The following is a 24819-nucleotide window of genomic DNA, read 5'->3' as shown; positions in this document are numbered from 1 at the left end:
ACACGCCCGACGCCCGAAAAAAAGCCGAGCCCTGCATTGTGTCCCATGCGCTCACCGGGCATCACGCACTCAGGGCAAACGCGCTCCTGAGCGGCTCACGACGATGACAACAAAATCAATAAAGGGCCGCTGCACACAGCGGGTAGAACCAAGTGATATTCCACAATGCAATGACGGCAATACGCCGGGGGATTCGTCCTGGCCGTGCTTACACCCTGCCGCCATATTCCCCCACCGCTGGCTTGCGCTGGCGACTGACGGTCAGCCTGCTGCTGGCGCTCCCGCCGATCGCTACCTTCGCCCAAACCCCCGACGCCGGCCGGGCGCTCAGAGAGCTTGAGTCAACACTTCCCGCCTTCACGCCTTCGGCTTCGCAGCCGAGCCTCGACGTAACCGCCCCGTCCTCCTTGCCCTCGGCCACCGGCCTGTCCGAAGGCCCCGGCGTGCCGGTCAGCAAATTTCAACTCCGCGGCAATCGGGTTTTCGATGATACGGAACTCCTGCAACTGCTGGCGGACCTGCCCGGCACAGAACAAAGCCTTGATGGCTTGCGCGCCGCCACCGACCGCATCACCACGTTCTATCAAGGCCATGGCTATCTGCTGGCCCGCGCCTACCTGCCCCCACAAGAAATCGTCGACGGCGTGGTTCAGATCGCCATCCAAGAAGGCGTCTACGACGACGTGACGCTCAACAACCAGACCCGCGTCAGCGACTCGGTCCTGCTCCGGGCGCTCTCGGCTTTGCGCCAAGGCGACGCAGTCCACCTCGAAGCGTTGGACAGCCGCCTGATGCTCGTGAATGATATCCCCGGCATCCAGGTCCAAGGCACACTGCGGCCCGGCAAGACGCCCGGCTCAACGGAATTGTTCATCGATGCCGAGCCTGGCCCCTTAGCGGCCGGCAGCCTTGACGTCGACAACTTCGGCGGCTACTACACCGGCGAGTTCCGCCTGGCCGGCACGCTGGATATCAACAGCCCGTTGCGTCTGGGCGATCAGTTGAACCTGCGGCTGCTGAGCAGCGACAAGAAGCAGCGCTACTACCGCGCGGCTTACCAGGTGCCGGTCGGATCCAGCTTGACGCGACTCGGCGCCAGCGTCTCCAACATGCGCTATCAGCTAGGCCGGGACTTCGACCTCTTGGAAGCGCACGGCAAGGCCTCGATCGTCAGCCTGTTCGTGCAGCAGCCGCTCTTGCGCAGCCGCAACCTCACGCTGCAGGCCCAGCTGCAGTATGACGACAAAACCATGCGCGACGCCATGGATTTGTTTGAAGTCGTCAACCGCAAGCATGTCGGCCTGTGGACGGCGTCCCTGAACGGCAGCCGCGACGATGGCCTTTGGGGCGGCGGCCGTAGCGCGATGTACCTGTCCTACGGTATCGGTTCGCTGCAGCTGCGCGACGCCATCAGCCGCCAGGGCGACCGCCTGTACAGCCGCGCGGCCGGCCGGTTCGGCAAGGCCAACATCACCTTGCTGCGGCTGCAAAACCTGCCGGGCCCTTTCATGCTGTCCGCGCAATTCAACGGCCAGCTGGCATCGAAGAACCTGGACAGCTCCGAGAAGTTCAGCCTGGGCGGCCCGTTCGGCGTACGCGCCTTTCCCAACGGCGCCGCCAGCGGCGACGAAGGCTGGCAAGGCAGTCTGGACCTGCGCTACCTGCCGCTTCCCGGCCTGCAACTGGCTGCCTTCGTGGACAAGGGAGCCGTGCGGCTCAACAAGCGCCCGTGGATCGGCGGCCGCAACAGCCAGCATCTGTCGGCCACGGGCGTGAGCCTGATCCAGACCGGCCGCCAGCACCAGATCACGCTGACCGCGGCATGGCCGCTGGAGCAGAACAACTATCGACAAGAAGGCCCCAAACGCGAACCGCGCTTGTGGTTCCAGGCTACCCGTCTTTTCTGACCCCGACGCGTGTACGCGTTTTTCAACCCAGCACGGAACTTCTTCCGTGCGTCAATTGCAAGAAAGGAAGATATGAACAAGTCCTATACCGTGGTGTGGAACGAATCGAAGGGATGCTGGAGCGTCGCTGGCGAATCCGCCAAGCAACGCGGCAAGTCCAGTTGCTCCGGGGTGCGCGCCGGCGTCATGGCAGCAGTCGCGCTCGGCCTGACGGCATTGATGCCGGCGGCGCACGCGCTGCCCACCGGCGGCGTCGTCACCCATGGCACGGCCAACATCCAGACCATCGGCCAGGATATGGTCGTCGGCCAGACCACATCCAAGGCCGTCATCAAATGGGACAGCTTTGGTGTCGGCCACGGCGAACGGCTCACCTTCAACCAGCGCGCTAGCGACATGGCGCTGAACTATGTTTCGGGTAATGACCGCTCCTTCATCAATGGCAGCCTCAACGCGGGCGGCAAGGTGTTCATCGTCAATCCCCAGGGCATTGTCTTCAACGGCGCAGCTCGGGTGAACGTGGGCGGGCTGGTGGCCTCGACACGATCGGTCAACCCCGATCTTTTCTACAACAACACCAACGGCGAATTCGTTTTCGAAGGCGGTGGGACGAACTTCGTCGAGAACAACGGCGCGCGGATCACCGCCCAGGGCGGTGACGTGGTGTTTCTGGGCGCGCGCGCTCTCAACAGCGGCATGATCCGCGCCAATGGCGGCACGGTCGCCCTGGGCGCGGGAGACCGCTTCACCGTCCGCATGGGAAGCGGCCTGCTCAAGCTGGAAGTCAATGCCGCGTCCACCCAGGCCCTGGCGCAGAATGCGGGGATGATCCAGGCCAGCGACGGGCAAGTCTTGCTAAAGGCCAGGCACGCAAATGCCTCGCCCTTGACGACGGTCGTCAACAATACCGGCATCATCGAAGCCAACATGCTGAACAACACCTCTGGCAAAATCGTGCTGGACGGGGGCGCTCGAGGCGTCGTGGACGTGGCCGGCCGGCTCACCGCGAATGCGTTCACCGGCCCTGGCAACGGCGGCGCCATTGAAGCCTCCGGTCAGCGTGTTCGTGTGCGCCTGGGCACCACCTTCGATACCCGCGCCATCAATGGCTATACCGGCAACGTCAAGATCGCCGCTAGCGAAGTCAAGGTCGAAAAAGACACCCCCGCCATCGTCGACGCGACGATTCACGCCAACACGCTGAACCGCAACCTGGCCGATAACAACCTCGAACTGGCCAGCACTGCCGGCGACGTGGAGGTCAACGCGCCCGTCAACTGGAGCAGCGGCAACAGCCTGACGCTGAACGCGCAACACGGCGCCTCGGGCAAGACGGTTCTGAACAGCACCGTGGCAACGAACGGCACGGGAAGCGCGCTGCTCCTCAAGGCGAACGATCGCATCCAGATCAACGACCAGATCCAGTTAAGCGGCAGTGGCAACCGCCTTGCGTTGAACACCACCACTGCCGCTAACGGCACCGGTCCAAGCGCCTCAAACCCGGCATCCGCCAATTATTTCTTGGGCGGATCCCAGGCCAACATCACCTTGAACGGGGACGGCACCGTTTTCCTGTCGAACGACATCCCTCACAACATCATCCAGAATCAGCAAGATCTGCAAGCCGTCAACCGCAACCTTAACGGTCGCTACGTGTTGGGCGTGGATTTGCACGGCACGGACATGTTCCAGTCGATCGGTGGCGCCTACGCCACCTTCAACGGTTCCTTCGACGGCCTGGGCCACACACTGACCGGCTTCAATGTGGTCAATGGTGGCGGCAACGTCGGATTATTTTCGTCCTCGGCCGGCATTATTCGCAATCTGGCCCTGACCTCCATGACCGTCAATTCATCCAACGCCGGCGCCATGCCCCTGTCCGTGGGTACCCTGGCTGGCCGCAACGCCGGCCTGATCGACAACGTGCGCGTCTCCGCCACCACCGTCTATGGCGACAATTATCGTTTCAACGTCACGGGCGGCCTGGTCGGCACCAACGACGGCGGCACCATCAGTAATTCGACGTTCGCGGGGGAGGTCTACAGTGGTTCGGCAACCCACACCCTGGGCGGATTGGTCGGTATCAACCAGGCAAGCTTGTCCTCCCTGGCCACCATCCTCGACAGCCATACGTCCGGCACGGTCAGCGGAAACCTGCTGACTAACGACCTGGGCGGAATGGGGGGGCTGGCTGGCGCCAACAACGGCGGCGTCATCCAAAATTCGGGCAGTACATCGTCGGTCGTTTCCTACAGCGCCAAGCGCAATATCGGCGGGCTGGTGGGGGTGAACCACAACAGCGGTAAGCTCGACAACGTCAACAGTTCGGGAATGGTGTCCGCGTCGAACGCCAACAATGCGGGTGGCTTGGTCGGCATCAACAGCGGCGTTATCACCCAAGGCCATAGCAGCGGCCAAGTCGTGGGCACTACAAACAGCACCATCGGCGGATTGATTGGCCTGAATACCGGTGGCACCGTTTCAGACTCCACAGCCTCCGGCAAGGTCGACAACTACAACGGCGCAAACACAGGCGGGTTGGTCGGCGCCAACCACAACGGCACTTTGCGCAATGTTCAGGCCAGTGGCGACGGCGTCGAAGATAACTGGAATGCCGGCAACATCGGCGGCCTGGTGGGCTACAACGGCGACGGTAGCCTGATCCAGAACGGCGTGGCCAGCAGCGCCACGGTCAACGCCTATTACCCCAACTCGGGCACCCGCATCGGGGGCCTTGTAGGGGCCAACGGCGGCACCATTGAGTATGGTGTCTCAAGCGTCGCCGATGTCCGCGCGGGCGAGTACGCCACGATAGGCGGTCTGGTAGGAGAGAACCGCGGACGCATTTCGGGTTCTAGCTCGGCCAGCACGGTGCAAGCCGGTAGTTACAGCGTGGCAGGTGGATTGGTGGGGCAAAACTCGGGAACGATAACGGCCGGATACGCCAGCGGCATCGTGGCGGGCGACTCTTACGCCACCGTCGGGGGCCTGGTGGGCCACAATCTGCTGCGAGGCATAATCGACTACTCTTCCGCCGCCGGCCGCGTCACAGGCGCGCAATCGGGCTGGTCTTCTTATTGGGGGTATGGCATGACAATGGGCGGGCTGGTCGGTTTGAACGAAGGCCAAGCCACCTATTCCCAAACATCCACCCAGGTAGACTTCGCCCCCGGCCAAAGCCAAACCTTCGGGGCGCTTGTGGGGGTCAACGCTGGCGCGATGCTGGGCAACACCGTGTCTGCATCTGCTAGCCAGGTACCGCTGGCGGGCGCCAACTACGGCATGATCGATATGTCTTGGTGACAAAGGCGGGTTGACCGGCCGGCGCGGTTGCGCCGGCATGAACGCTTTGGCCGCCGCGACAACGCGGCGGCCAAGTTGCGCTTACCGCTCAGCCGGTATGCGTCCAGTCTTCAATCATAGAAAATCTTGAAATTGACTTGGCTAATGGCGGCACCGGGCTGGACACCGCGCACGCCGGACTGATCTACCCGCTTGTAACGGGCTTCCAAGGCGATCTCAGCCATGGCATTGGCAGCAACGCCCGAGGCAGGAATGTTGTCAAAATCGTATCTGGTGCCGACGGTGCCAGGGCCATCACCAATACTTAACGCAGAAGATTGACCAGCCCGGGTAAGGATAATGCCAAGATTCTTTGCGACTCCCACGTGACCCGCGTCTTTGAGCTGTAGGACGCTACCCGAGGCGCCCGGCACCAAGCCGTATTGCGCATTGAACGCAATCCTGGGTTTGGCCCCGGCCGCGCAACTATTTACCGACACACTGAAGGGAACCTGCCGGCCAACATCTCCATCGTTCGGAAAATCGCTGACGCGGTGGGTGGTCATCGGCAGCGTGAACCCCGCGCCTGTGAATTTGGCGTCCACCGTACACGTGGCCTCGATAACCGGTCCCCCACCCTCAAGGGTCAACATATCCGAGACGTCGTATTCCAGGCGCTGGTAGCACTGGACGCCCCCTCCCGGCGGCACGGGTCCATCGTCAAGGGGCGCAACCAAATGTGCACCCACGTCCGGTGCCAATGCCTCGGGCCGCTGCAGCGTCACGGCTTCAAACACGGTGCTGCTCCACCCGGGATCCAGACCCGTCACAGTGTGTGTGCCTGGCGCCACATCCCCTATCACCACCAGCTCTATCTCGATCGAAGTGCCATATTGCTCTTTGTTGCCCACTACTACCAACGGCGGGAGCGAGGACGTGATCCTGGCGGTATACAGCGTCAAAAAATCATCCATTCGCTCTGCCTTGACCACGGCGGAGCCTTTCTTGACGCGAATGCCCAACCCTTTCACGTTGGTGGGAACAAGGGCACCCGCATACGGAGGCCCTCCCGACCACCTTCCACCGATGAGCATTTTGGGCTTGGCCCCCGTGTCGTCTCGACGCACGAAAGTCCCCTCGGAGCTCAGGCTCAACGTGCGCGTGGCGATCACGTTGTCAACCGTGGACGTGTCCAGGCCTGTCTTGACCCAAGGGGTCGCCCCCCCGACCGGGCTGGCGGAAAATTGGAATAGCGAGCAAGTGCGTAGGTAGTAATCGCGGGGTTGAGCCTGCGCCGCTCCTACCGAAGCCGCAATAAGCACGGCGCCCAAGCCCAATTGCCGGCCGTGCCGTCCAAGGCGAGGAAGTATTGAGACAGATTTCATCGCTGATGTACTCCAAGAGGTGGCGTCCGCCCCTTTCCCGCTGGGCCGGGACGCATAGAAATCGTTAGCGAGGGGGTGCGGCGCGCAGCGTTGCCGTACCGGGCACCACAAGGCCCAGGTCGTCGACTGCCTCAAATTCCAGCGTGTCGCCCGCCGGGGGCGGCGCGGCCGTGTCCAAGGGAAGGGAAAACCGTTCAACCGCCTTCGGCATGAGGGTCAGGCCCTTCAATTCGGTGGATCCCTGTCTGCCGCGAATGTGCACGGTCGCCAGGGACACGCTGAACGGAGTGGGGTTCTCGGCCTGCAGGTAGGGCGCGGCCTGCGCGGTCCCAGGGTGGTACGTCCATCGCACCTGCCCTGGCGCATCCTGGGGCGTGCCCGACAGGCCTTTGGGGCGGTACAGCACCTTCATCACGTAGCTCAACACCACCTGCAGCCTGTTCTCTGACTGGCCGGTGGATGGCGTATGCCGAAGGTTGATCCGCAAGACCGTTTCCTGATCTTGCGGCAGCGCCTCGCCCGTATACCGCAATTGCAACGCTCTACGTTCGCCGGGGTCGATTCTGAACAGCGTGGGCATCAGCACGAATGGCACTTGCAGGCGGCTAAGGTCCGCTTCAGCGCCATCGTGGTCTAGCCAGGCCTGCACAAGAATGGGGGCTTTGCCGGTGTTGCTAAGAGGAACCAAGACGTGCTTTTCCCCCTCGCGGTAGACGAAGCGCGTGCCGCTGACGGCCAGGTCGGCCCATGCAGCTGCCATCGGCAGACACAGAAGCAATAGCGGCCATCCGATCGACCATCGCTTGGGGAAGACGCGGTTGAATGTGCTCATCGGCGCGCCAACGGAGACATCGGCTGTGCTTGCACGGGCACCGGGTGGCAGGTCTGTTGCAGCGTGTCGAAGCCGTCCTGTTTGGCGCCTTTGGCGCGTTGCGGCAGTTCGTACTCGATCTGGCATTGCTGCTCGGGCTTGCTACCCCACTCCACGCGAATCGAACCCTGGTCTTGCGCCGCCCGCATGACAATGCGGCTGCCTTGGCCCACCCCTCCGATGGACTCGCCACTGGCAACATCAAATACTTCCGCGCCAAACGGAAGCGTGCTGCCATCGGGCCGCGTGCTGTCGATCAGCACGGGCCGCGCACGCCGGGTGGGATAAGAAAGCAGCACAACCGCCCCCGCTCGCGGCGCCACGGTGCGGGAACTGTTCATCAATTCCACGTCATCGGACATGTCTCCCGGGTTCAGCTCGACGGTATTGATCTGGTAGGGGGACAGGCTTGAAATCAGGCCATACCCACGGCTGTCGATCTTGCTTTGCCCGAATCCGACTCGAGCGTCCTCGGCATCCGGCGCATACAGCAGCCCCACGGTTTCGCCCATCATGGGCGCGAAAGTCAGCCCGCCTTGGTGCGCCAGCACGCTTCCGTTGGCCCGCAAGGTGCCTTGGCGGTAGCCCGTTCCCTGGGACACGCTGGCACCCAGGCTGGCCACCGGCGCCCGGTAGTCCAGGTTGCCGTTGACCGAATTGTTGCCGGCACGGGTGTCTCGGGAAGCGGACAAGGAATACGAAAGATCACCGGCTTGATCCAGGGTTCCTCCGACGCCCGTGGTCACGTTGGTGCCCGCGCGGCTATCGCGACTGACGAACGTATTCATCACAGGCGCACGTGCGGAGCGGCCCAATGGAAAAGAGATGTTGAACGCCAGCACCGTGTTCTTTTCACGGCCCGCCCTGTATACAGAGCTACCAGGCCATATGCTTTGCGATCGCTGCACGCTGAACGAATAGGACACATCGCGCCACTGGTTGGAGTACCCCATGCTGTAGTTCACGGCGCTGCCAGAGCGCTTCCAGTACTGCGTGGCGGTTCCGCTGGCGTATAGCGTTCCCCCGGATGCCCCCAGGCGCTGGCTGACATTAAGGTCGAAACGATTGCGAGGCCGGCCCAGGTCGCCATAGTGTCTGCCACGCCCCGCATCGCGCAAGGCGATCGCCTCGTTGAAACCAACATAGCCGCTGGTGGAGTACCGGTAGGCCGCCAACGAAAAGTTGGTTCCGCTGTTTGGAAGGTTCTTACTGTAGGCAAAGCGATAGCTGGAACCGGAAGTGCTGGATTGATCCGGCAGGTTCGCGCTGGCCACGGTCACATCGCCGCCAAATGCGCCCAAAGACGTATTGAGCGCCATCCCACCCATGGCCGCGCCGTAATAGTCGCTGGCCGCCAGGCCGCCGTAGCCGGTCACCATATTGCTAAGGCCTCGCCGGATGACGCCTTCGAATATGTTTTGACCGCTGCTGCGGTTGACCGACGACATCGCGCGACCCGCCGAGACCGAATAGCGCATCGTCCCCGGACGCAAGAGCTCCACGCCCGTTGCGAAGGGCACGATGAATCGGCGCTCCTCGCCATTGGCTTCGACGACCTTGACCTCGAGATCCCCGCCAAAACCTGCGGCCTGTAGAGAGTCGATGGCAAACGGCCCCGGCGGCACCGTGACCTCGTAGATGAGGAATCCGCGCTGATAAACCGATACCGAAGCGTTGGTGGCCGCCGTGCCGCGAATCACCGGCGCGTAGTTGCGAAGGCTTCGTGGAAGCATGCGCTCGTCACTGCTCACATTCACCCCGCGAAACGATACTGCGTCGAAATAATCGCCATTGGTGGAGGTTTCACCGATGCGCAGCTGCGAACGCCATGCCGGGATGTCGGTACTGAGATAGGTCTGCCCGCGCTGATAGTCCGCGCCGGCGCCCCTGGAGCCCCACGTCAATGAACCCACGTGGCGCAAGCGCCAAGCGCCCACGTTCAGCCCAGCATTCAAACCTGCATAGGCCCGCGTGTAGCGATTCCCGCGGTTTTCCACGGTGTTGGCATTGGCGTTGTAGTTCAGCCTGCCCGACGTGATGCCGCTGTCCCAATAGCTTGGATCCACGTAGTTGTCGGCCAATTCGGTACGCAGGTAGTAGGTCGGCACGGTCAGATACAGCCGCTGCTCACCCAAATCAGTCTTGACCAAAACGCCCGGCACGAATTGGTCCAGCGCCTCGCAAACCGGGTTGTCGCCCAGCGGCACCCGGCCTTGCTCGGCGGCATAGCGGGCGCTGCGCTGAACATCCAGGCCCGCGCGCTGCAAAAATCCCACGTCGTAGCAGGGCTGCCCGCCAAGCGCCTGCGAACCGCGGTACTCGATATCCTGCGTGCCGCGCCACTTGCCGTTGACGTAGAGTTCCAGCCGGTACTGCCCTGGCGCAACAAAGCCACTGCGCTCAAAGCGGGAAAGGTCAATGGTGTCTCCCCCGACCCCAGGCATAAGAACCTGGGGATCAAACTGGACGTGCCGCGTGGGCTCCGTGGCCTGGGCTCCGGAAGAGCAAGCCAGGGCCAACGCTACGAACAATCGCCTGGGTTTCAGTTGCGATGCTGTGTTACTGCAACAATGCTCGTCCCTGCTCCGGCCAATCACAAGACGTGTCTTTCCCCGCAGTGAAGCGTACATGCCAACCATCCAGATACAAATGCTTTAGTGGTCTGGCCGCTGAAGCATCGCGACCAGATGGGTCTAGCGCGTCAACTCGCGCGTCAACGTATGACGGCCGCCGAAATCGTTGATCGCTTCGTAGTCCACGCGAATCTTGCCGGCGCCGATGCCCTGGGGCAGTTTGAAGCGCTGAGTGCCATAGGGCTCGACCATGCCTTTGCCAACGCTTGTGCGCTTTCCGCCAACCACCGATTCGATGGAAGACATGGACACGTGAAATGGCGTCGGGTTTTTGACTTCTAGCGCCCGACTTGTACCCGAGCTGACCAGCTTCCATTCGAGCATGGAGGGTGCGTCGTCCAGGCCATCACGCAGCGCAGCGGGCCGGAAAAAAATCTTTATACGAGTCCTGAAGGTGAACATCGCCGACGTGGTGGAATCGCTGCGTGGCGGCGCTTCCAGCACATTCAGGTAGAACAGGGATTCCCGGTCATCCGGCAGTTGACCGCCGGTATAGGTCAAGCGGATCAGGGCGCTGGAGTTCGGGTCAATTCGAGTCAGAACCGGCGACACCGTGAATGGGACCACCATATTTGCCGGCGCGATGCCCGCACTGCCATCGTCCACCCACACTTGCGTAAGCATGGGTTCCGAACCCTCGTTGCGTGCCCGGATGGAAACATCCTTAGCATCGGACGGATATACGACCCGGGTTCCCATCAGCACCAAGGCAGCTTGCGCCGGACCGGCGCAAGCTGCCCAGGCCATGACGCCAGCCACCACAGCAGAAAAAACACTACGCACAACTAGCGTCATGATTGATACCCCTACTGACTCAGCCGTCGATTATTCGTACGCAACCATGAACGGAATAATCGAATTTGCCGTGCCCGGCAGGACGGCCGCTGCGGTCGAAACGTAATTGGCCGTGTAGTACAGGGTGCCACCCGCGGCAGTGAGCACTACTTCTTGGGGATTCTGTTGGGCCGCGCCCAGATGAATCTTGCCCGAGCGGCTGTTGCCGGCATCATTGATCTCGATCTGCACGCCCTGAGCGGGCGCCGAGCTGGAGATCTTCAGGTTGCCAGAGCTCTTGTCAACGTGGACAGAATCGTTGTCAAAGGCGACGCGGGCGGTCGCACTGCTTGAGCACGCTGCCCCGCTACCGGCAGTCAAGTTGATATCGAACGAGACGGGCGAGGTTTTGACACCAATACCGGTAAAGTCGCTGGGTGCGTGTTCACCCATGGGCACTTCCAGAATGTTGTTCATGCCAGGCGCGTTGCCATTGATCAGGCAAGTGACGTCGCTGACCTTACCCACGAATTTGACTTGGCCATCCCATTGGGCGTGCGAGACGCCCGGCGCCAACGCCACCACCAAAGCGCCGACTGCGGACAAGGATGCGAGAGTGCTACGTTTCATTTTTGATTCCTGATACTGAGGGATTAACTGCCACGACCGTAAAGGTTTGCAGTGAACAAGCATCCACCATGCGCGCACCGCTTATTCAGTGCAGGCATCGTTTTGCCATCTTTTTTTTTGCCGCCACAACAAATGCGATCGACAGGTATTACTTTAGTGATACGGCCCCATCAGATCCCTAGGAAACGGTGCAAAATCGCGTCGTATTCGTTCGAATCCTCTCGGCTCCTCTGCGCGCATCCCGCCGGCCGCACCCGGCGGGATGCGCCCGGTCGTTCCCCCGCCGCCCCCTTGCCGTCCAGTACAATTCCCGGTTTGGCGACGTTGTGATCGCCCATCCATCTGGACCCAAGCATGTTGCGACTGTCTGAAATCAAGCTGCCGTTGAACCATACCCCCGAGGAATTGCCCGCCGCGATTCTGAAAAAACTGGGTGTTCCGGCCAGCGATCTGCACGGCTTCACCATCTTTTTGCGCAGCTACGATGCACGTAAAAAGCACAATATCCTGCTGACCTACACGCTGGATATCGACGTCGAAAATGAAGCGGCGCTGCTCAAGCGATTTCATGACGACCGCCACGTCAAGCCGACGCCCGACACCGAATACAAGTTCGTCGCCCAAGCGCCCGGCAACCTGGCCAAGCGCCCTATCGTCATCGGCACGGGGCCCTGTGGTCTGTTTGCCGGCCTGGTGCTGGCGCAGATGGGTTTCAAGCCCATCATCCTGGAGCGCGGCAAGGCAGTGCGCGAGCGCACCAAAGACACGTGGGGCCTGTGGCGCAAGCGCGTGCTGAACCCAGAATCGAACGTGCAATTCGGCGAAGGCGGCGCGGGGACTTTCTCGGACGGCAAGCTCTACAGCCAGATCAAAGACCCGAAGCACTACGGCGAAAAGGTGCTAAAGGAATTCGTGCTGGCCGGCGCCCCGGAAGAAATTCTGTACGTCAGCAAGCCGCACATCGGCACGTTCCGCCTGGTGGGCATGGTGGAAGTCATGCGCGACACCATCACAAAACTGGGGGGTGAAGTCCGGTTCTCCAGCAAAGTGGAAACCCTGCAGCGCGAAAACGGCCAGATCACGGGCGTGACCCTTGCCAACGGCGAGCACATCGAAGCCGATCACGTCGTATTGGCCATCGGCCATAGCGCGCGCGACACCTTCCAGATGCTGCACGACCAAGGCGTGTTCATGGAAGCCAAGCCGTTCTCGGTCGGCTTCCGGATCGAACACCCGCAATCGCTGATCGACAAGGCACGTTTTGGCCCGAACGCCGGTCACCCGATTCTGGGCGCCGCGGATTACAAGCTGGTGCACCACGCCAGCAACGGGCGGTCGGTGTATAGCTTCTGCATGTGCCCGGGCGGCACGGTGGTGGCCGCCACCTCCGAACCCAATCGTGTCGTCACCAATGGCATGAGCCAGTACTCGCGCAACGAGCGCAATGCCAACGCGGGCATCGTGGTGGGGATTTCGCCCGAGCAGGACTACCCGGAACACGTGCTGGCCGGCGTGGACTTTCAGCGCGCCCTGGAATCGCGGGCGTTTGAACTGGGAGGCGGCGATTACAGCGCGCCGGGCCAGCTGGTTGGGGACTTCATCGCGGGCAAGGCATCGACGGCGTTTGGCTCGGTGCTTCCGTCCTACACGCCGGGCGTGCATCTGACCGACCTGGCTACCGCCCTGCCCGACTTTGCCATCACTGCCATCCGCGAGGCGCTGCCCGCCTTCGACAAGACCATCAAGGGCTACGGCATGCACGACGCCGTGCTGACGGGCGTGGAAACGCGCACGTCTTCACCGATTCGCATCAAGCGCGACAACGAGACGCTGCAGAGCATTAACACCAAAGGCCTGTTCCCGGCGGGCGAAGGTGCCGGCTACGCGGGCGGCATCCTGTCGGCCGGCGTGGATGGCATCAAGATCGCCGAGGCCGTGGCCTTGAGCATCATGAGCCAAGGATAGACCGGCTTGCCTTGAGGTTTACCTTGAGGTTTGCCAATGCGACGCAGCGGTTCGGCGGGGTCTCCCAAGTGACCCGCTGCGTGCGCGGCCCCTACTGCGCGCGCGCGTAGCAGCCCAGGAACATCGCCACCGCCGAATCCGCCACGCGCTTGCGCGCTTCCGGGCTTAACGGCGGCTGCCCCAACGTGACTTGCGGCCAAAACGCGAAGCTCTTCACAAGCCCCTGCAACTGATGGCCAGCAAAGTCGGGATCGACTTCGATGAGACGCCCGTCCGCGATGGCCGCCTGGATCCAGACGGTTACGCCGCTTTCCTTTTCCCCCATGCGGCACACGATGCGCTGCGCCCGCTCGGGAGAATGAATGATCTCGGCCAACGCCACGCGCGCCAGATCGATGAAGCTCGGATCGCTCAGCAATTCCAGCTTCTGCTTCAGCAGCTGCTTCAGTTGCTGATCCAACGGCACGTCGGTGCGATAGGCCATATCGACGCTGTCCGCGCTGCTATCCCACAACTGCTCGAGCATCTGCCCAAACAGCGCGTCTTTGCTGGGGAAATGGTTGTAGACGGTGCGCTTGGACACCCCCGCAGCGGCAGCAATGCGGTCCATGCTGGTGGCCTCGTATCCCGCCGTGCGGAATTCATCGACCGCCGCGCGCATGATGGCCTCGCGTTTGCGATCAGTCAGGCGTTGTGACGAAGTCGACATGGCGGGGCCCAAGACAAAGAAATCTAATTTTACACCGCGCGGTGTACTTTTTACCCAAACAAAACTACACTGTGCAGTCTACATTTTTGATGGCTTCCATGAAGCGTCTCCACGTCTTTGCCCTTGCCCTCCTCCTGCCTGGAATTCTTGCCGTGACCGCCACTACTGCCTACGTCCATTGCACCCCACCCAGCTATCCGGATTCGCCCCAGCACCGAGACGGGCGCTTCGCCAATGTATCGCCGCGCCCGTCAATGGGCTTTTGGCAGGGACTGAAACTGACCTGGGCTTTCCTGTTCGACAAGCCGACCGGCACCGTGCCCGACCAACCGATTCCGGTGCGCGCCCTGGATCGCGCCCAACTTGAAGCCGCCCCCGACCGCAGCCTGTATCGACTTGGCCATTCCACCGTACTTTTGAAGCTGCGCGGCAAGTACTGGCTGACCGACCCGGTTTTCTCCAAACGCGCGTCACCCGTGCAATGGGCGGGCCCCGCGCGCTTTCATGCGCCCCCCATCGCCATCGAAGATCTGCCACCGATTGCCGGGATCATCTTGTCCCACAACCATTACGATCACCTTGACCATGCCGCCGTCATGCAACTGGCCGCCAAGACCGGCCGCTTCATCACGCCGCTAGGCGTTGGCGATCAATTGATCGCCTGGGGCATTGACGCGAAACAAGTGGAACAACTGGACTGGTGGCAGTCGACCGAGGTTGAGGGATTGCGGCTGACGGCCACCCCCGCCCAGCACTTCTCGGGCCGAGGCTTGACCGACAGCGACCGCAGCCTGTGGGCGTCATGGGTCATTCAAGACGCCGACCTGCGCGTGTTCTTCAGCGGCGATACCGGGTATTTCGACGGATTCAAGGCCATCGGCGACGCCTTTGGCCCGTTCGACCTGACGCTGATGGAAACCGGCGCCTACGACAAGCGCTGGGCCTACGTGCATATGCAGCCGGAACAGACGCTGCAGGCGCATTTGGACCTGCGCGGCCAATGGTTGCTGCCGATTCATAACGGCACGTTCGACTTGGCAATGCATGCCTGGCAGGAGCCTTTCGAACGCGTCGCGGAACTGGCCGCCTTAAAGGGCGTGTCGTTGACCACGCCGGAAATGGGCGAGCGCGTGGATCTGAGTACGCCCCACGCGGGTGAGGCATGGTGGCGGAAATCGCAGTCCCAAGCGATTTCCGCGGTTGCCGCGGCGGCTCGGTGAAGCGCGCCTAGTCGGGCTTGGCGTGCTTTGCCCGATATTCAGGCACGGTGACGCCGCCAACGCCCCAGTTCTCCATATCGACCTCGTCAATGACGACGAAGGTTGATGCATGTGGCTTTCCCAGGACGTCAAACAACAGGTCGCTGACGCCTTTGATCAGCGCCCGCTTCTGCTCCGGCGTGGTCGCCGTCGCACCGGGTTCCGTTCCTTCTCGGGTGACTTTGATGTTTACGTAAGGCATCTCAATGCTCCATTTTCGGCCTGCGCCATAAGGGTTACCGACCAGACGATCAGACGCCTGCCACCTGTCCGCCGTCGACATGCAGGATCTCGCCCGTCACGAAACCGGCGTCCTCCAGATAGAGTACCGCCTGCGTCACATCGGCGACCTCGCCCAATCGCTTCATGGGGTGCAATGCCGCCAACGCGCCGTGCGTTTCCGCTGCGTGCATGGGCGTCTTGATGATGCCCGGCGACACGGCGTTCACGCGGATATTGCGGGACGCATACTCGATCGCCAAACTGCGCGTTGCAGCGGCCAGCCCCCCCTTGGCCAATGAAGCCAGCACCGATGGCACGTTCGAATTCGCATGGTCCACCAATGTCGTGGTGATCTGCACGATATGGCCGCCGCCCTGCTCGAGCATTGCTTCCACCTCGGGTTGCGTCGTATGGAAGAAGCCATTCAAGTTGGTGGACAGCATGTCCTGATACTGCTGCCCGGTGTAGTTCGTGAATGCACTGGCAATGAAAATGCCCGCATTGTTGATCAGCGTGTCCACGCGCCCGAAGCGGGCCAGCGCCTGCGCGACCACCTCCCTTCCCGTCGCCGGTTTGGTTTCTACGGCGAGCCGACGCTTTGCGGACGGATCGAAGAAGGCGCCGCGCCGGTGTTCGTAGGGTTCGACGAGGCCAACGCGTATCTGCCGGAAGCGGCGTGGCTGGCTCGGCATTTTCCAAGATCGCGTGTGGCATTTCGAGCCAATAACCAAGTGGCTCAAGCCACGGCCGCCCAATCGGGCGTCGGCATTGCGCTGCTGCCTCATTACATCGGACGCACGACGCCAGGTCTTGCGCCCTGCAAGCTGGAACAAGCCCCGCCACCGCGCGAGATCATGCTGCTGACTCGGCGGCAAGACCGCAAGGACCTGCCGATCCGCGCCGTCGTCGACTACCTGATCCAGGTATTCGACGATGAGCGGGCGTTGTTCGAGGCCTAGGCCTGGACTGCGGCGCGGAAGGCGAAAAAGCAGTCACCGGGAATCAGCCGCATCGTCTCCACATGGGAATAGCCGGCCTCGCGCAGTTGTTGCTGCATTTCATCAACACCCGGCAGCCGCCCGCCATGCCGATTGGACGCGCCCCACAGATTCAGCGCTTCCATGCCGGGGTTGCCGCCCTGGCAGCAGGTCGCCAATAGCAACGCGCCGTGTGGCTTGAGCAATTGCCTGATCCTGGCCAGGAGCGCCACGCGCTCATCCACTGGAAAGTAGTAGATATTGTTGTACAGCGTGACCCAGTCAAAGGCCTGCCCGGCTTCCATGTGGCGGATGTCGCCCGTGGCGATGGTGACGCGGTCTTGCAGGCCCCATGCAGTGATGTTCTCTTGCGCGACCTGCGCCACCCGTGGCTGTAATTCCAGCCCCGTCGCCGTTAGTCTGGGGTTATGGCGGGCAGCATGCCGAATGTAGACCGCCGAACCGCAACCCACTTCCAGCAGACTGCACGGCGCATTTCGCGGCATGAAGCGCGTGATGGCTTCGACCAAAAACGGCTCTAGCGCGCGGGATGACCGGGCGGTCAACTCGCCGTCCTGATTGTCCAGGTCCCACAGCTTGCCGTCGCGAAGCTTCGCGGGCGTTTCGGTGATCAAGCGGTGATGCATGCTTGCCGCCTCTTGGGCCAACGCCAAAGCGGCATCGTTTTCAGGCCGCGCCAATTTCCTGGCCAGCCGTTTCAGCTTGTAGCCATCGCGCCCCAGTTCCAACAACCCTAACCGGCATCCCATCCGCAGCCAGGCCTGCAAGGCCTCGACCGCTTTGCCATCGGCTGCGCCGGCACCGGCCAATTGCTGAAATGGGACAGGTCCTTGGGCGAGTTTTTCCATCAGCCCGGACGTTTTCAGCGCCGCCAGAAAGGTCAGTTTGTAGAACGGTTTGTACAGCGCATTGGTGGCCAAGGCTGGAAAAAGTTGCCCATTCCACAGCATCTGCAATAGCGGTCTTAGCGACATGATCGATCAGGCCTTGGTCTTGGATGGATGGCGCCGTGCGGGCTGGTCCGCATGCGTCGGGATGGCGGATGGCGCACGACAGCCCGCCAGGAAAAACGCGGCCGCCTGCTTGAGTTCATGCGACAGCGAGACGCCGGCATTGCCCAGCGCGTGCATCACTGCGCCGAGATACAAAAAATGCAAATAGCGCGCCAACTGGGGCGCGGGCGTGGTCGCGATAATCTCTTGTGCGTCCTGCGCGTCGGCAATCAACCGTTCGTATACGGCAAGCATGTCGGAGCCAGATGCCGCGTCGTTGCTCTGTACCTGTTGGAATCGATGCCTGAGATAGGGAGCGATATAAACCCAGTGGCCTTGCCACCATTGGGCCGACGCCTCGAATACGCCTGTCACCCGTTCTTCGAACGACGATAGCGTCATGACGTGGTGCAGCAACTGCGGGATGCCCTGCGCAAGCTGGGTGTCTACCCAATACGCCACGATCGCGTCCTTGTCCGCGAAATGGTTGTAGAGGGTTCCCCGAGCGACGTCCGCCGCCGTCGAGATCTGGTCCATGGTCGTGGCGGCATAGCCGTTCTGGTCGAACAGCCCGATTGCCGCCTGAGCCAGATGGTCGCGGGTTTGTTGCTGTTTACGCAGGGCTCGATCAGACACGACAGACACCTTATTGAACATTGTCCAATCTTAGACAATGTTCAATATTGGAGTCAAGCCTCCCGGCCCCGCCGGTGTGGAATCTGGGGTTTTGCCCCGCTCAGCGCGGCGAACCTATTTGCAGCACCCTGAAATCGCGCTGCATATAGCGATCCATCACCAGCGACAGAATCGGGTTACCCGCGTTCTCTGCCTTGGGCGACACCATGCTGACAACTGCGGCACACAAGTTGCCGGCCTGGACGGTACGCCCCGAAACCTTGGCTTGCACCGCGCCAGCCATGCTTTCTTTCCACGCAGCGTCGATGCCGTCGACGGCCTGCTTGGCGGTGGCACAATCTGCGTAAGCCAGGGAAATGACCACAGCGGGCAGATTGTTGATCTGGGCGTCCGCGATGATGCCGGAGAAGTAAGGAGGAATACCGCGCCGGCTCGATTCAACCGCCGCCTGGAGATTGCGTTTCGCGGCTTCGATGTCTTGGGGGTTAGCGGGTAGGACCTTTGCCGGATCAACGCCTTCAAGACCCAAAACAGGTGAGATGACCGCAGCTTGCACAATTTGGCCACGGCCAGAAGAAACGGCGTCCTTCAACCCGGCGACGGACGCGCCAATGACTTCACTGTCTGCAACCGACGGCGACGGTTTCGCCAGTCGTTGCATACCCGTGGGGGCCGCCGCTTGAACCAACGCGGTATCCAAAGGTAGAACAAAGCTCGCCTTGCCCATCGTGCCTCTCCAAGGGTCTCTTGGATTGGCCTTTTTCATATCCATCTTATTGGCCTCGCCGTTCGCGAGAACGCCTGGAACGTCGCCATCAACCGCCGAGAAATCGGCCTGCTTAAGATGATCAACCAACGTTCCCAAGGATTTCGAATCCTTCAAACCCCAATAGGTGATATTGCCGGGCGGCGGGCCGAATGCGGCGAAATACGAAAGTTCATCAAAAGGGATTTTCGCGTTCGCCGACCATTGGTCCAGCCCGTACCCCATCGATTGAAGCGGGCTGATCCATTGCCCCATGGTCAATCTGCGCATGCCGTCCGCTGACGGGCCGGCTTTCTCAAGCCCTCGCCAGGCTTGCGTGTCCACAAAGAATATCTGCATCGCTTCAGGTCCGCTCAGCACCGCCTGCGGTATCTGCTTCAAGGCATGCTGCAAGGATTGGGTGCTGTCTTGTGCGACGGCAGACGTCGCAAATCCGGTCATCAAGCAGAGAGCAAAAGCCTTTAAGCGCATCAGTTTTTTTCCTTTTTTCTTTGGGAAGTGGCTGGACGATGGTACATCAATACAAATGATCAATCGTCTCGTCGCGCGGACGCTCGGCGCGAGCGCGATACTGCGCGATCCATCTCACGGACTGTGCGACGCCTCCGAATGGAAAGAAATGCAGGCTTACCTTTCCATGTGCTGGCGTCAGTCCGGCGGCAAGGCGATCCACAAAAATATCCGCGCCGGCCGTGCCGAACAGCTTGCCAAGCAAGATGCCGTACTTGGACCACATTGACGCGCATGCGCTGACGCCGCACAACGAGGCATCCCGAGCAAGCACCGCGATACCTGCCGGACCCGGCACACCCACGCGTACGAGATGTTCAATGCCGCGCTCGCGCAGCGTTTTCAACCAAGCCAACACGATGTCGGCATCGCATCCAAACTGCGTGACGATCAAGGGCGTCATGCCTGGGTTGCGTTCGACGATGGGGTTCATCCATTGGCGTCTTGTGCAACGGCGGTGGCGGTAGCTGAATGGCGAGCCAGTTCGATGAAGGCCCGCACGTAGTCGATGGCGGTGTCTGTCTCGCGTGCCCCAAGAAAAATCTGCTTCGCGATGCCGCGCGCACCCAGCCGCACCGGCACCACGTCCATCCTGGCCGCATATTCCTCGACCAGCCAGCGCGGCAGAGCGGCCACGCCGCGTCCGCTGGCTACCATCTGCACCATGATGTCGGTGGTTTCAATGGCTTTGTGGCGCTTGGGCGTAACACCGGCCGGCAACAAGAACTGGTTGTAGATGTCCAAACGCTCGATGTCCACGGGATAGCTGATGAGCACCTCCTGGTTCAACTGCTGGGGCTTTACGTACGCGGCCGCTGCCAGGGCATGGCCCTTGGCGACAACCAGCACCTGCTCGTAGTCGAACACCGGCTCGAACTTCAGCCCCGGCTTGAACAGCGGGTCGGGCGTGACCAGCAAGTCGATCTCGTAACCGAAAAGCGCGCCGATCCCGCCGAACTGGAATTTCTGTTTGACGTCCACGTCCACGTCGGGCCATGCGGTCAGATAAGGTGAAACCACCTTAAGCAGCCACTGATAGCAAGGGTGGCATTCCATGCCGATACGCAGCGCACCGCGCTCGCCCTGCGCGAACTGGCCCAGCCGCTCTTCGGCCAGATCCAGTTGCGGCAGCACGCGGTTCGCCACCGCCAGCAGGTATTGGCCTGCCTGCGTCAGGCGCAGGCTTCGGCCTTCGCGCAGCCAGACGTCGGTGCCCAGTTGCTGCTCCAGCTTCTTCATGCTGTGGCTCAGGGCCGACTGGGTCAGATTCAGCACGCCTGCGGCGGCCGTCAACGACCCCTGCTTCTCGACCTGCTGGACGATGCTGAGGTGGATGCGTTCAAGCATTCAAATGAATTCCGCTCATGGATTTGTGAAATAAAACCATTTTACTTCATCGTCACCCTACCCTAGTATGCGATCCCGGCTTGTTGCTGCAACTGCACAAAAAAACAGATGCGGCAGCGCGTAGATCCATACATGTGAAGCACAAAAATGACACGTCCACTCCGTCTAGTCGCCGTTTCCGGAGGACTGCAGCGCCCCTCCAAATCTGCGGCCCTGGCAGAGCACCTGCTGGACTTGATTGCCGAAGCCATCCCGTGCGAACAACACCTGGTCGAACTGGGTCAGCTCGCCCCGCAACTTGCTGGCGCGGTCTGGCGCTCTCAATTGCCCGACGCGGTAGAGCGGGAACTTGGCGTCGTTGAGCAAGCTGACATCGTGGTGGTGACAACCCCAGTCTATCGGGGCTCCTACACGGGACTGTTCAAGCACTTCTTCGACTTTATCCATCACGACGCCTTGATTGACAAGCCCGTCTTGTTGGCCGCCACCGGCGGCAGCGAACGCCATGCCCTGATGATCGATCACCAACTGCGGCCGCTGTTCAGCTTCTTCCAGGCGCGCACATTGCCGCTGGGCGTCTACGCGACCGACAAGGATTTTGCCGACTACCGCTTGCACGACGAGGCCCTGATCGAAAGGGCCAGACTGGCGGTCCAACGGGCATTGCCCTTAATCGAACTGATGCGCCATCCAAGCACCGCCGCCGCAGAAGAAGCGGTAGCAGCCTGACGCAAAGCCAATTCAATCGCCGCCCGGAGCGGCGATAGCGTCCGTCGCCAAGCGGCAGCCGGACTCCGCATTTCTTTCGCCAAAATCAGCACACCCCATGAGCAACGCGTTCACATTCAACATCAAGAGCATTCCTTTTAATGAAAATTATCAGCCCTCCGACGGCACTCGCATAACCACCAACTTTGCCAATCTGGCGCGGGGCGCGAGTCGCCAGGAGAATCTTCGCAACACGCTGAAGATGATCGACAGGCGCTTCAATAATCTGGCGCATTGGGACAACCCCAAGGCGGATCGCTACACGGTCGAACTCGAAATCATCTCCGTTGAAATGAACATCGCCGCCAACGGTGGCAGTGATCTGTTTCCGCTGATTGAAATCTTGAAGACCAATATCGTTGACCGCCACAACAACGAACGCATCGAAGGGATCGTCGGGAATAACTTCTCTTCGTACGTGCGCGACTACGACTTCAGCGTGCTTTTGCAAGAGCACAACAAGAACAAAGCCACCTTCAGCTCGCCTGACGATTTCGGCGACTTGCACGGCAAGCTGTTCAAGCACTTTGTCGGTTCCAGCGCTTACAAAGAGCGGTTCAGCAAGCCGCCTGTCATCTGCATCAGCGCCTCAAGCAGCAAGACATACCTGCGCACGGAAAATCAGCACCCCATCCTGGGCGTTGAATATCAGCAAAACGAATTCTCGCCGACGGACCAGTACTTCGAAAAAATGGGCTTGCGGGTCCGTTACTTCATGCCCCCGGGCAGCGCCGCGCCGTTGGCCTTTTACTTTCAGGGCGACCTGCTTGGCCACTACACGAACCTTGAGCTGATCAGCATCATCAGCACGATGGAAACGTTCCAGAAGATCTACCGTCCCGAGATCTACAACGCCAATTCCGCCGCGGGGAAGGTCTATCAACCGAGCCTGAATAATCAGGACTACTCGCTGACGCAGATTGTCTATGACCGCGATGAGCGCAGCCAGCTCGCCGTGAAGCAGGGAAAGTTCACGGAAGAGCACTTCATCAAGCCCTACAAGCACGTGCTGGAAAGCTGGGCCGCCAGCTACGCGCACTGATCACTTAAAAAACACACGAGACCGCCTGATCATGAAAAAACTACTGCCCACCTCCACCGCCGGCAGCCTGCCCAAGCCTTCGTGGCTGGCACAGCCCGAAAAACTCTGGTCGCCTTGGAAACTGCAAGACGAAGCGCTGATCGAGGGCAAACAAGACGCCTTGCGCCTGGCGCTGCAAGAGCAACAGCACGCGGGCATTGATATCGTCAGCGACGGCGAGCAGACCCGTCAGCACTTTGTCACGACGTTCATCGAGCATCTCGACGGCGTCGATTTCGAAAAGCGCGAAACCGTTCGAATCCGTGATCGCTATGACGCCAGCGTGCCGACGGTGGTGGGCGCCGTCAGCCGCCAAAAGCCGGTGTTCGTTGAAGACGCAAAGTTCCTGCGTCAGCAGACCAAGCAACCCATCAAATGGGCGCTGCCGGGTCCCATGACGATGATTGACACGCTGTACGACGCCCACTACAAGAGCCGCGAAAAGCTGGCCTGGGAATTCGCCAAGATCCTGAACCAGGAAGCCCGCGAACTGGAAGCCGCAGGCGTGGACATCATCCAGTTCGATGAGCCGGCCTTCAACGTCTTCTTCGACGAAGTGAATGATTGGGGCATCGCCACCCTGGAACGCGCAATCGAAGGCCTGAAGTGCGAAACCGCCGTGCACATCTGCTACGGCTACGGCATCAAGGCCAATACCGACTGGAAGAAGACCCTGGGTTCGGAATGGCGTCAGTACGAGGAATCTTTCCCCAAACTGCAACAATCCAGTATCGACATCATCTCGCTGGAATGCCACAACTCGCACGTGCCGATCGATCTGCTCGAACTGGTTCGCGGCAAGAAGGTGATGGTCGGCGCCATTGACGTAGCCAGCGACAAGGTTGAAACGCCGGAAGAAGTCGCCAACACGCTGCGGAAGGCGCTTAAGTTCGTGGATGCCGACAAGCTGTATCCGTGCACGAACTGCGGCATGGCGCCGTTGTCGCGCGCCATTGCGCACGGCAAGTTGCTGGCGCTGAGCGAAGGCGCGGAGATTGTTCGGAAGGAACTGTTGGGCTGATGCGCCATGGAGTCAGACTGCATTTTTGCGCTGGCATCGGCGAAATTGCAGTCTGACTCCTTATTTCTCTACTGTTCCTTCAGCCCCAACGACTTTATCAATGGGGCGAACAATTTCTTCTCGTCCTGCACACGCGCGGTGTAGTCGGCCACACTCAGCGGTAGCGCCTCGGCGCCGGCGTCCAGGAACCGCGCCTTGATCTCAGGCCGTGCCAGTACCTTATTGATTTCGCCGTTCATGCGATCGACCACATCATCGCGGGTGCCGGCGGCGGCATACACGCCGAACAGGCTGTCCGCGAAAACGCCGTCAATGCCGGCCTCGGAAAAGGTTCGTATGTCGGGCGCCACGGCAGCCCGTTGCCGGCTTGCCACCGCCAGCACCTTCAGCTTGCCCGCTTGCACCATGGGAAAAACCGTGGCCGGTCCAAACGCAAAGTCGATCTGGCCCGCGGCCAGGTCTTGAATCGCCGGCGCCACGCCGCGATATGGCGCGTGGGTGGCCTGCATGCCGGTAGCCTGCTTGAGCAGCTCGCCAGCCAGATGCGGCGTCGTGCCGTTGCCCGCCGACCCGTAGTTGAGCGGATTCGGCTGTTTGCGGGCGTATTCGACGAACGCTTCAAGCGTATCGACGCCCAGCGAGGACCGGACAAACAGGAACAACTGGCTGTTGGCCAACAAGGCGACCGGCCGCAGATCCCGCTGCGGATCGAATGGCATGCTGGCGAACATCAGCGGGTTGACCGATTCGGTGGTCGACGGATTGAGCAAGAAGGTATGGTTGTCTCCGCCGTTGCGCACGACCTCGGCGCCCGCCAGGTTGCCGCCCGCGCCGCCCCGATTCTCCACGATAACGGTCTGCTTCAAGGCCTCGGCCAAATGCGGCTGTACCGTGCGCGTCAGCACGTCGACCAGCCCGCCAGGGGCCAACCCCACGACCAGGCGCACCGGCTTGGTGGGCCAGGCCTGAGGCGCCGTTTGCGCTTGGCTGCCCGTCGCCCACCCAGCCAGCGCCAGCATCATCATGGCAAGGCAATGTCTACGCAGCAGCATGCGATTCTCCT

22 protein-coding genes are annotated in these 24819 nt (G+C 61.2%); 8 read left to right on the top strand and 14 right to left on the bottom strand.

The window, feature by feature from the left end; all coding sequences use genetic code 11:
• Positions 1 to 242 precede the first annotated feature (242 nt).
• Both CQ050_RS10085 and CQ050_RS10080 read left to right on the top strand, forming a co-directional pair.
• Entirely contained in the window at positions 243 to 1907 is a 1665-nt protein-coding gene (locus CQ050_RS10085; RefSeq protein ID WP_233213938.1) for a ShlB/FhaC/HecB family hemolysin secretion/activation protein, read from the top strand.
• A 9-nt stretch (positions 1908 to 1916) separates the two neighbouring features.
• Positions 1917 to 5210 carry a GLUG motif-containing protein gene (locus CQ050_RS10080; RefSeq protein ID WP_146121018.1) on the top strand — a complete coding sequence of 1098 codons (3294 nt, stop codon included), beginning with the start codon at positions 1917 to 1919 and terminating at the stop codon, positions 5208 to 5210.
• 110 nt (positions 5211 to 5320) lie between these two features.
• Here CQ050_RS10080 and CQ050_RS10075 read toward each other — a convergent pair whose 3' ends face one another.
• The 5 genes from CQ050_RS10075 to CQ050_RS10055 all read right to left on the bottom strand — a co-directional run bounded on the left by CQ050_RS10075 (position 5321) and on the right by CQ050_RS10055 (position 11482).
• On the bottom strand, positions 5321 to 6163 hold the full coding sequence (locus tag CQ050_RS10075; protein WP_146121017.1) for a fimbrial protein: 843 nt from the start codon (positions 6161 to 6163) through the stop codon (positions 5321 to 5323).
• A gap of 475 nt (positions 6164 to 6638) precedes the next feature.
• Positions 6639 to 7406 (bottom strand): molecular chaperone, encoded by a 768-nt coding sequence (locus CQ050_RS10070; protein WP_105556687.1) that lies wholly within the window; start codon positions 7404 to 7406, stop codon positions 6639 to 6641.
• Complete coding sequence (locus CQ050_RS10065; RefSeq protein ID WP_233213937.1) at positions 7403 to 10075, bottom strand: fimbria/pilus outer membrane usher protein; 2673 nt, start codon at positions 10073 to 10075, stop codon at positions 7403 to 7405. Before CQ050_RS10065 ends, CQ050_RS10070 begins: the two co-directional genes overlap by 4 nt.
• 63 nt (positions 10076 to 10138) lie before the next feature.
• A complete protein-coding gene (locus CQ050_RS10060) occupies positions 10139 to 10873 on the bottom strand; it encodes a fimbria/pilus periplasmic chaperone (RefSeq protein ID WP_105556685.1) in 735 nt (244 codons plus the stop codon).
• Positions 10874 to 10903: 30 nt separating this feature from the next.
• Positions 10904 to 11482 (bottom strand): fimbrial protein, encoded by a 579-nt coding sequence (locus CQ050_RS10055; protein WP_158266044.1) that lies wholly within the window; start codon positions 11480 to 11482, stop codon positions 10904 to 10906.
• 354 nt (positions 11483 to 11836) lie between these two features.
• On the opposite strand from CQ050_RS10055, the gene CQ050_RS10050 reads away from it, so the two are divergent.
• The gene (locus tag CQ050_RS10050) at positions 11837 to 13447 is read left to right on the top strand and encodes an NAD(P)/FAD-dependent oxidoreductase (protein ID WP_105556683.1); all 1611 of its coding nucleotides are present in this window, start codon (positions 11837 to 11839) and stop codon (positions 13445 to 13447) included.
• A 91-nt stretch (positions 13448 to 13538) separates the two neighbouring features.
• Here the strand turns inward: CQ050_RS10050 and CQ050_RS10045 are convergent, their stop codons facing one another.
• The gene (locus CQ050_RS10045) at positions 13539 to 14156 is read right to left on the bottom strand and encodes a TetR/AcrR family transcriptional regulator (protein WP_105556682.1); all 618 of its coding nucleotides are present in this window, start codon (positions 14154 to 14156) and stop codon (positions 13539 to 13541) included.
• 152 nt (positions 14157 to 14308) lie between these two features.
• Between CQ050_RS10045 and CQ050_RS10040 the strand changes: the two genes are divergently transcribed.
• On the top strand, positions 14309 to 15376 hold the full coding sequence (locus CQ050_RS10040) for an MBL fold metallo-hydrolase (RefSeq protein WP_233213935.1): 1068 nt from the start codon (positions 14309 to 14311) through the stop codon (positions 15374 to 15376).
• A gap of 7 nt (positions 15377 to 15383) precedes the next feature.
• Here CQ050_RS10040 and CQ050_RS10035 read toward each other — a convergent pair whose 3' ends face one another.
• Together CQ050_RS10035 and CQ050_RS10030 are read right to left on the bottom strand one after the other, a co-directional pair.
• Entirely contained in the window at positions 15384 to 15617 is a 234-nt protein-coding gene (locus CQ050_RS10035) for a 4-oxalocrotonate tautomerase family protein (RefSeq protein ID WP_105556681.1), read from the bottom strand.
• Between the two features lie 49 nt (positions 15618 to 15666).
• Positions 15667 to 16377 (bottom strand): SDR family NAD(P)-dependent oxidoreductase, encoded by a 711-nt coding sequence (locus CQ050_RS10030; protein ID WP_233213934.1) that lies wholly within the window; start codon positions 16375 to 16377, stop codon positions 15667 to 15669.
• Between CQ050_RS10030 and CQ050_RS31070 the strand changes: the two genes are divergently transcribed.
• Positions 16369 to 16596 carry a LysR substrate-binding domain-containing protein gene (locus CQ050_RS31070; RefSeq protein ID WP_233213933.1) on the top strand — a complete coding sequence of 76 codons (228 nt, stop codon included), beginning with the start codon at positions 16369 to 16371 and terminating at the stop codon, positions 16594 to 16596. The genes CQ050_RS10030 and CQ050_RS31070 overlap by 9 nt on opposite strands.
• Here the strand turns inward: CQ050_RS31070 and CQ050_RS10020 are convergent.
• The 5 genes from CQ050_RS10020 to CQ050_RS10000 form a co-directional block, all read right to left on the bottom strand.
• Positions 16593 to 17609: a cyclopropane-fatty-acyl-phospholipid synthase family protein gene (locus tag CQ050_RS10020; protein WP_105556680.1), complete on the bottom strand. Its 1017-nt coding sequence runs from the start codon at positions 17607 to 17609 to the stop codon at positions 16593 to 16595. The genes CQ050_RS31070 and CQ050_RS10020 overlap by 4 nt on opposite strands.
• 6 nt (positions 17610 to 17615) lie before the next feature.
• On the bottom strand, positions 17616 to 18263 hold the full coding sequence (locus CQ050_RS10015) for a TetR/AcrR family transcriptional regulator (protein WP_158266043.1): 648 nt from the start codon (positions 18261 to 18263) through the stop codon (positions 17616 to 17618).
• Positions 18264 to 18363: 100 nt separating this feature from the next.
• A complete protein-coding gene (locus tag CQ050_RS10010; RefSeq protein ID WP_233213932.1) occupies positions 18364 to 19563 on the bottom strand; it encodes a hypothetical protein in 1200 nt (399 codons plus the stop codon).
• Positions 19547 to 19972, bottom strand: coding sequence for a hypothetical protein (locus CQ050_RS10005; protein ID WP_233213930.1), 426 nt, complete (start codon positions 19970 to 19972; stop codon positions 19547 to 19549). Before CQ050_RS10005 ends, CQ050_RS10010 begins: the two co-directional genes overlap by 17 nt.
• A complete protein-coding gene (locus CQ050_RS10000; RefSeq protein ID WP_105556677.1) occupies positions 19969 to 20886 on the bottom strand; it encodes a LysR family transcriptional regulator in 918 nt (305 codons plus the stop codon). Before CQ050_RS10000 ends, CQ050_RS10005 begins: the two co-directional genes overlap by 4 nt.
• A gap of 147 nt (positions 20887 to 21033) precedes the next feature.
• On the opposite strand from CQ050_RS10000, the gene msuE reads away from it, so the two are divergent.
• The 3 genes from msuE to CQ050_RS09985 all read left to right on the top strand — a co-directional run bounded on the left by msuE (position 21034) and on the right by CQ050_RS09985 (position 23756).
• Complete coding sequence (gene msuE, locus CQ050_RS09995) at positions 21034 to 21615, top strand: FMN reductase (protein ID WP_105556676.1); 582 nt, start codon at positions 21034 to 21036, stop codon at positions 21613 to 21615.
• Between the two features lie 97 nt (positions 21616 to 21712).
• Positions 21713 to 22696: a DUF1852 domain-containing protein gene (locus tag CQ050_RS09990; RefSeq protein WP_105556675.1), complete on the top strand. Its 984-nt coding sequence runs from the start codon at positions 21713 to 21715 to the stop codon at positions 22694 to 22696.
• Positions 22697 to 22727: 31 nt separating this feature from the next.
• Positions 22728 to 23756 carry a methionine synthase gene (locus tag CQ050_RS09985; RefSeq protein WP_105556674.1) on the top strand — a complete coding sequence of 343 codons (1029 nt, stop codon included), beginning with the start codon at positions 22728 to 22730 and terminating at the stop codon, positions 23754 to 23756.
• 68 nt (positions 23757 to 23824) lie between these two features.
• Here CQ050_RS09985 and CQ050_RS09980 read toward each other — a convergent pair whose 3' ends face one another.
• Positions 23825 to 24808 carry a tripartite tricarboxylate transporter substrate binding protein gene (locus CQ050_RS09980; RefSeq protein ID WP_105556673.1) on the bottom strand — a complete coding sequence of 328 codons (984 nt, stop codon included), beginning with the start codon at positions 24806 to 24808 and terminating at the stop codon, positions 23825 to 23827.
• Positions 24809 to 24819 lie beyond the last annotated feature (11 nt).

Origin of the sequence: Achromobacter sp. MYb9 (assembly GCF_002975275.1) — a bacterium.
Taxonomy (GTDB): domain Bacteria; phylum Pseudomonadota; class Gammaproteobacteria; order Burkholderiales; family Burkholderiaceae_B; genus Achromobacter.
This window is presented reverse-complemented; position numbering and strand designations above follow the sequence as displayed.

What these genes read in the sequence shown, in the direction of transcription:
- CQ050_RS10045 (WP_105556682.1), bottom strand. Translation starts at nt 14,156, where the DNA reads ATGTCGACTTCGTCACAACGCCTGACTGATCGCAAACGCGAGGCCATC.
- CQ050_RS09980 (WP_105556673.1), bottom strand. Translation starts at nt 24,808, where the DNA reads ATGCTGCTGCGTAGACATTGCCTTGCCATGATGATGCTGGCGCTGGCT.
- msuE (WP_105556676.1), top strand. Translation starts at nt 21,034, where the DNA reads ATGACACGTCCACTCCGTCTAGTCGCCGTTTCCGGAGGACTGCAGCGC.
- CQ050_RS10065 (WP_233213937.1), bottom strand. Translation starts at nt 10,075, where the DNA reads ATGTACGCTTCACTGCGGGGAAAGACACGTCTTGTGATTGGCCGGAGC.
- CQ050_RS10070 (WP_105556687.1), bottom strand. Translation starts at nt 7,406, where the DNA reads ATGAGCACATTCAACCGCGTCTTCCCCAAGCGATGGTCGATCGGATGG.
- CQ050_RS10055 (WP_158266044.1), bottom strand. Translation starts at nt 11,482, where the DNA reads ATGAAACGTAGCACTCTCGCATCCTTGTCCGCAGTCGGCGCTTTGGTG.
- CQ050_RS10060 (WP_105556685.1), bottom strand. Translation starts at nt 10,873, where the DNA reads ATGACGCTAGTTGTGCGTAGTGTTTTTTCTGCTGTGGTGGCTGGCGTC.
- CQ050_RS10035 (WP_105556681.1), bottom strand. Translation starts at nt 15,617, where the DNA reads ATGCCTTACGTAAACATCAAAGTCACCCGAGAAGGAACGGAACCCGGT.
- CQ050_RS10000 (WP_105556677.1), bottom strand. Translation starts at nt 20,886, where the DNA reads ATGCTTGAACGCATCCACCTCAGCATCGTCCAGCAGGTCGAGAAGCAG.
- CQ050_RS09990 (WP_105556675.1), top strand. Translation starts at nt 21,713, where the DNA reads ATGAGCAACGCGTTCACATTCAACATCAAGAGCATTCCTTTTAATGAA.
- CQ050_RS09985 (WP_105556674.1), top strand. Translation starts at nt 22,728, where the DNA reads ATGAAAAAACTACTGCCCACCTCCACCGCCGGCAGCCTGCCCAAGCCT.
- CQ050_RS10075 (WP_146121017.1), bottom strand. Translation starts at nt 6,163, where the DNA reads ATGGATGATTTTTTGACGCTGTATACCGCCAGGATCACGTCCTCGCTC.
- CQ050_RS10005 (WP_233213930.1), bottom strand. Translation starts at nt 19,972, where the DNA reads ATGAACCCCATCGTCGAACGCAACCCAGGCATGACGCCCTTGATCGTC.
- CQ050_RS10020 (WP_105556680.1), bottom strand. Translation starts at nt 17,609, where the DNA reads ATGTCGCTAAGACCGCTATTGCAGATGCTGTGGAATGGGCAACTTTTT.
- CQ050_RS10050 (WP_105556683.1), top strand. Translation starts at nt 11,837, where the DNA reads ATGTTGCGACTGTCTGAAATCAAGCTGCCGTTGAACCATACCCCCGAG.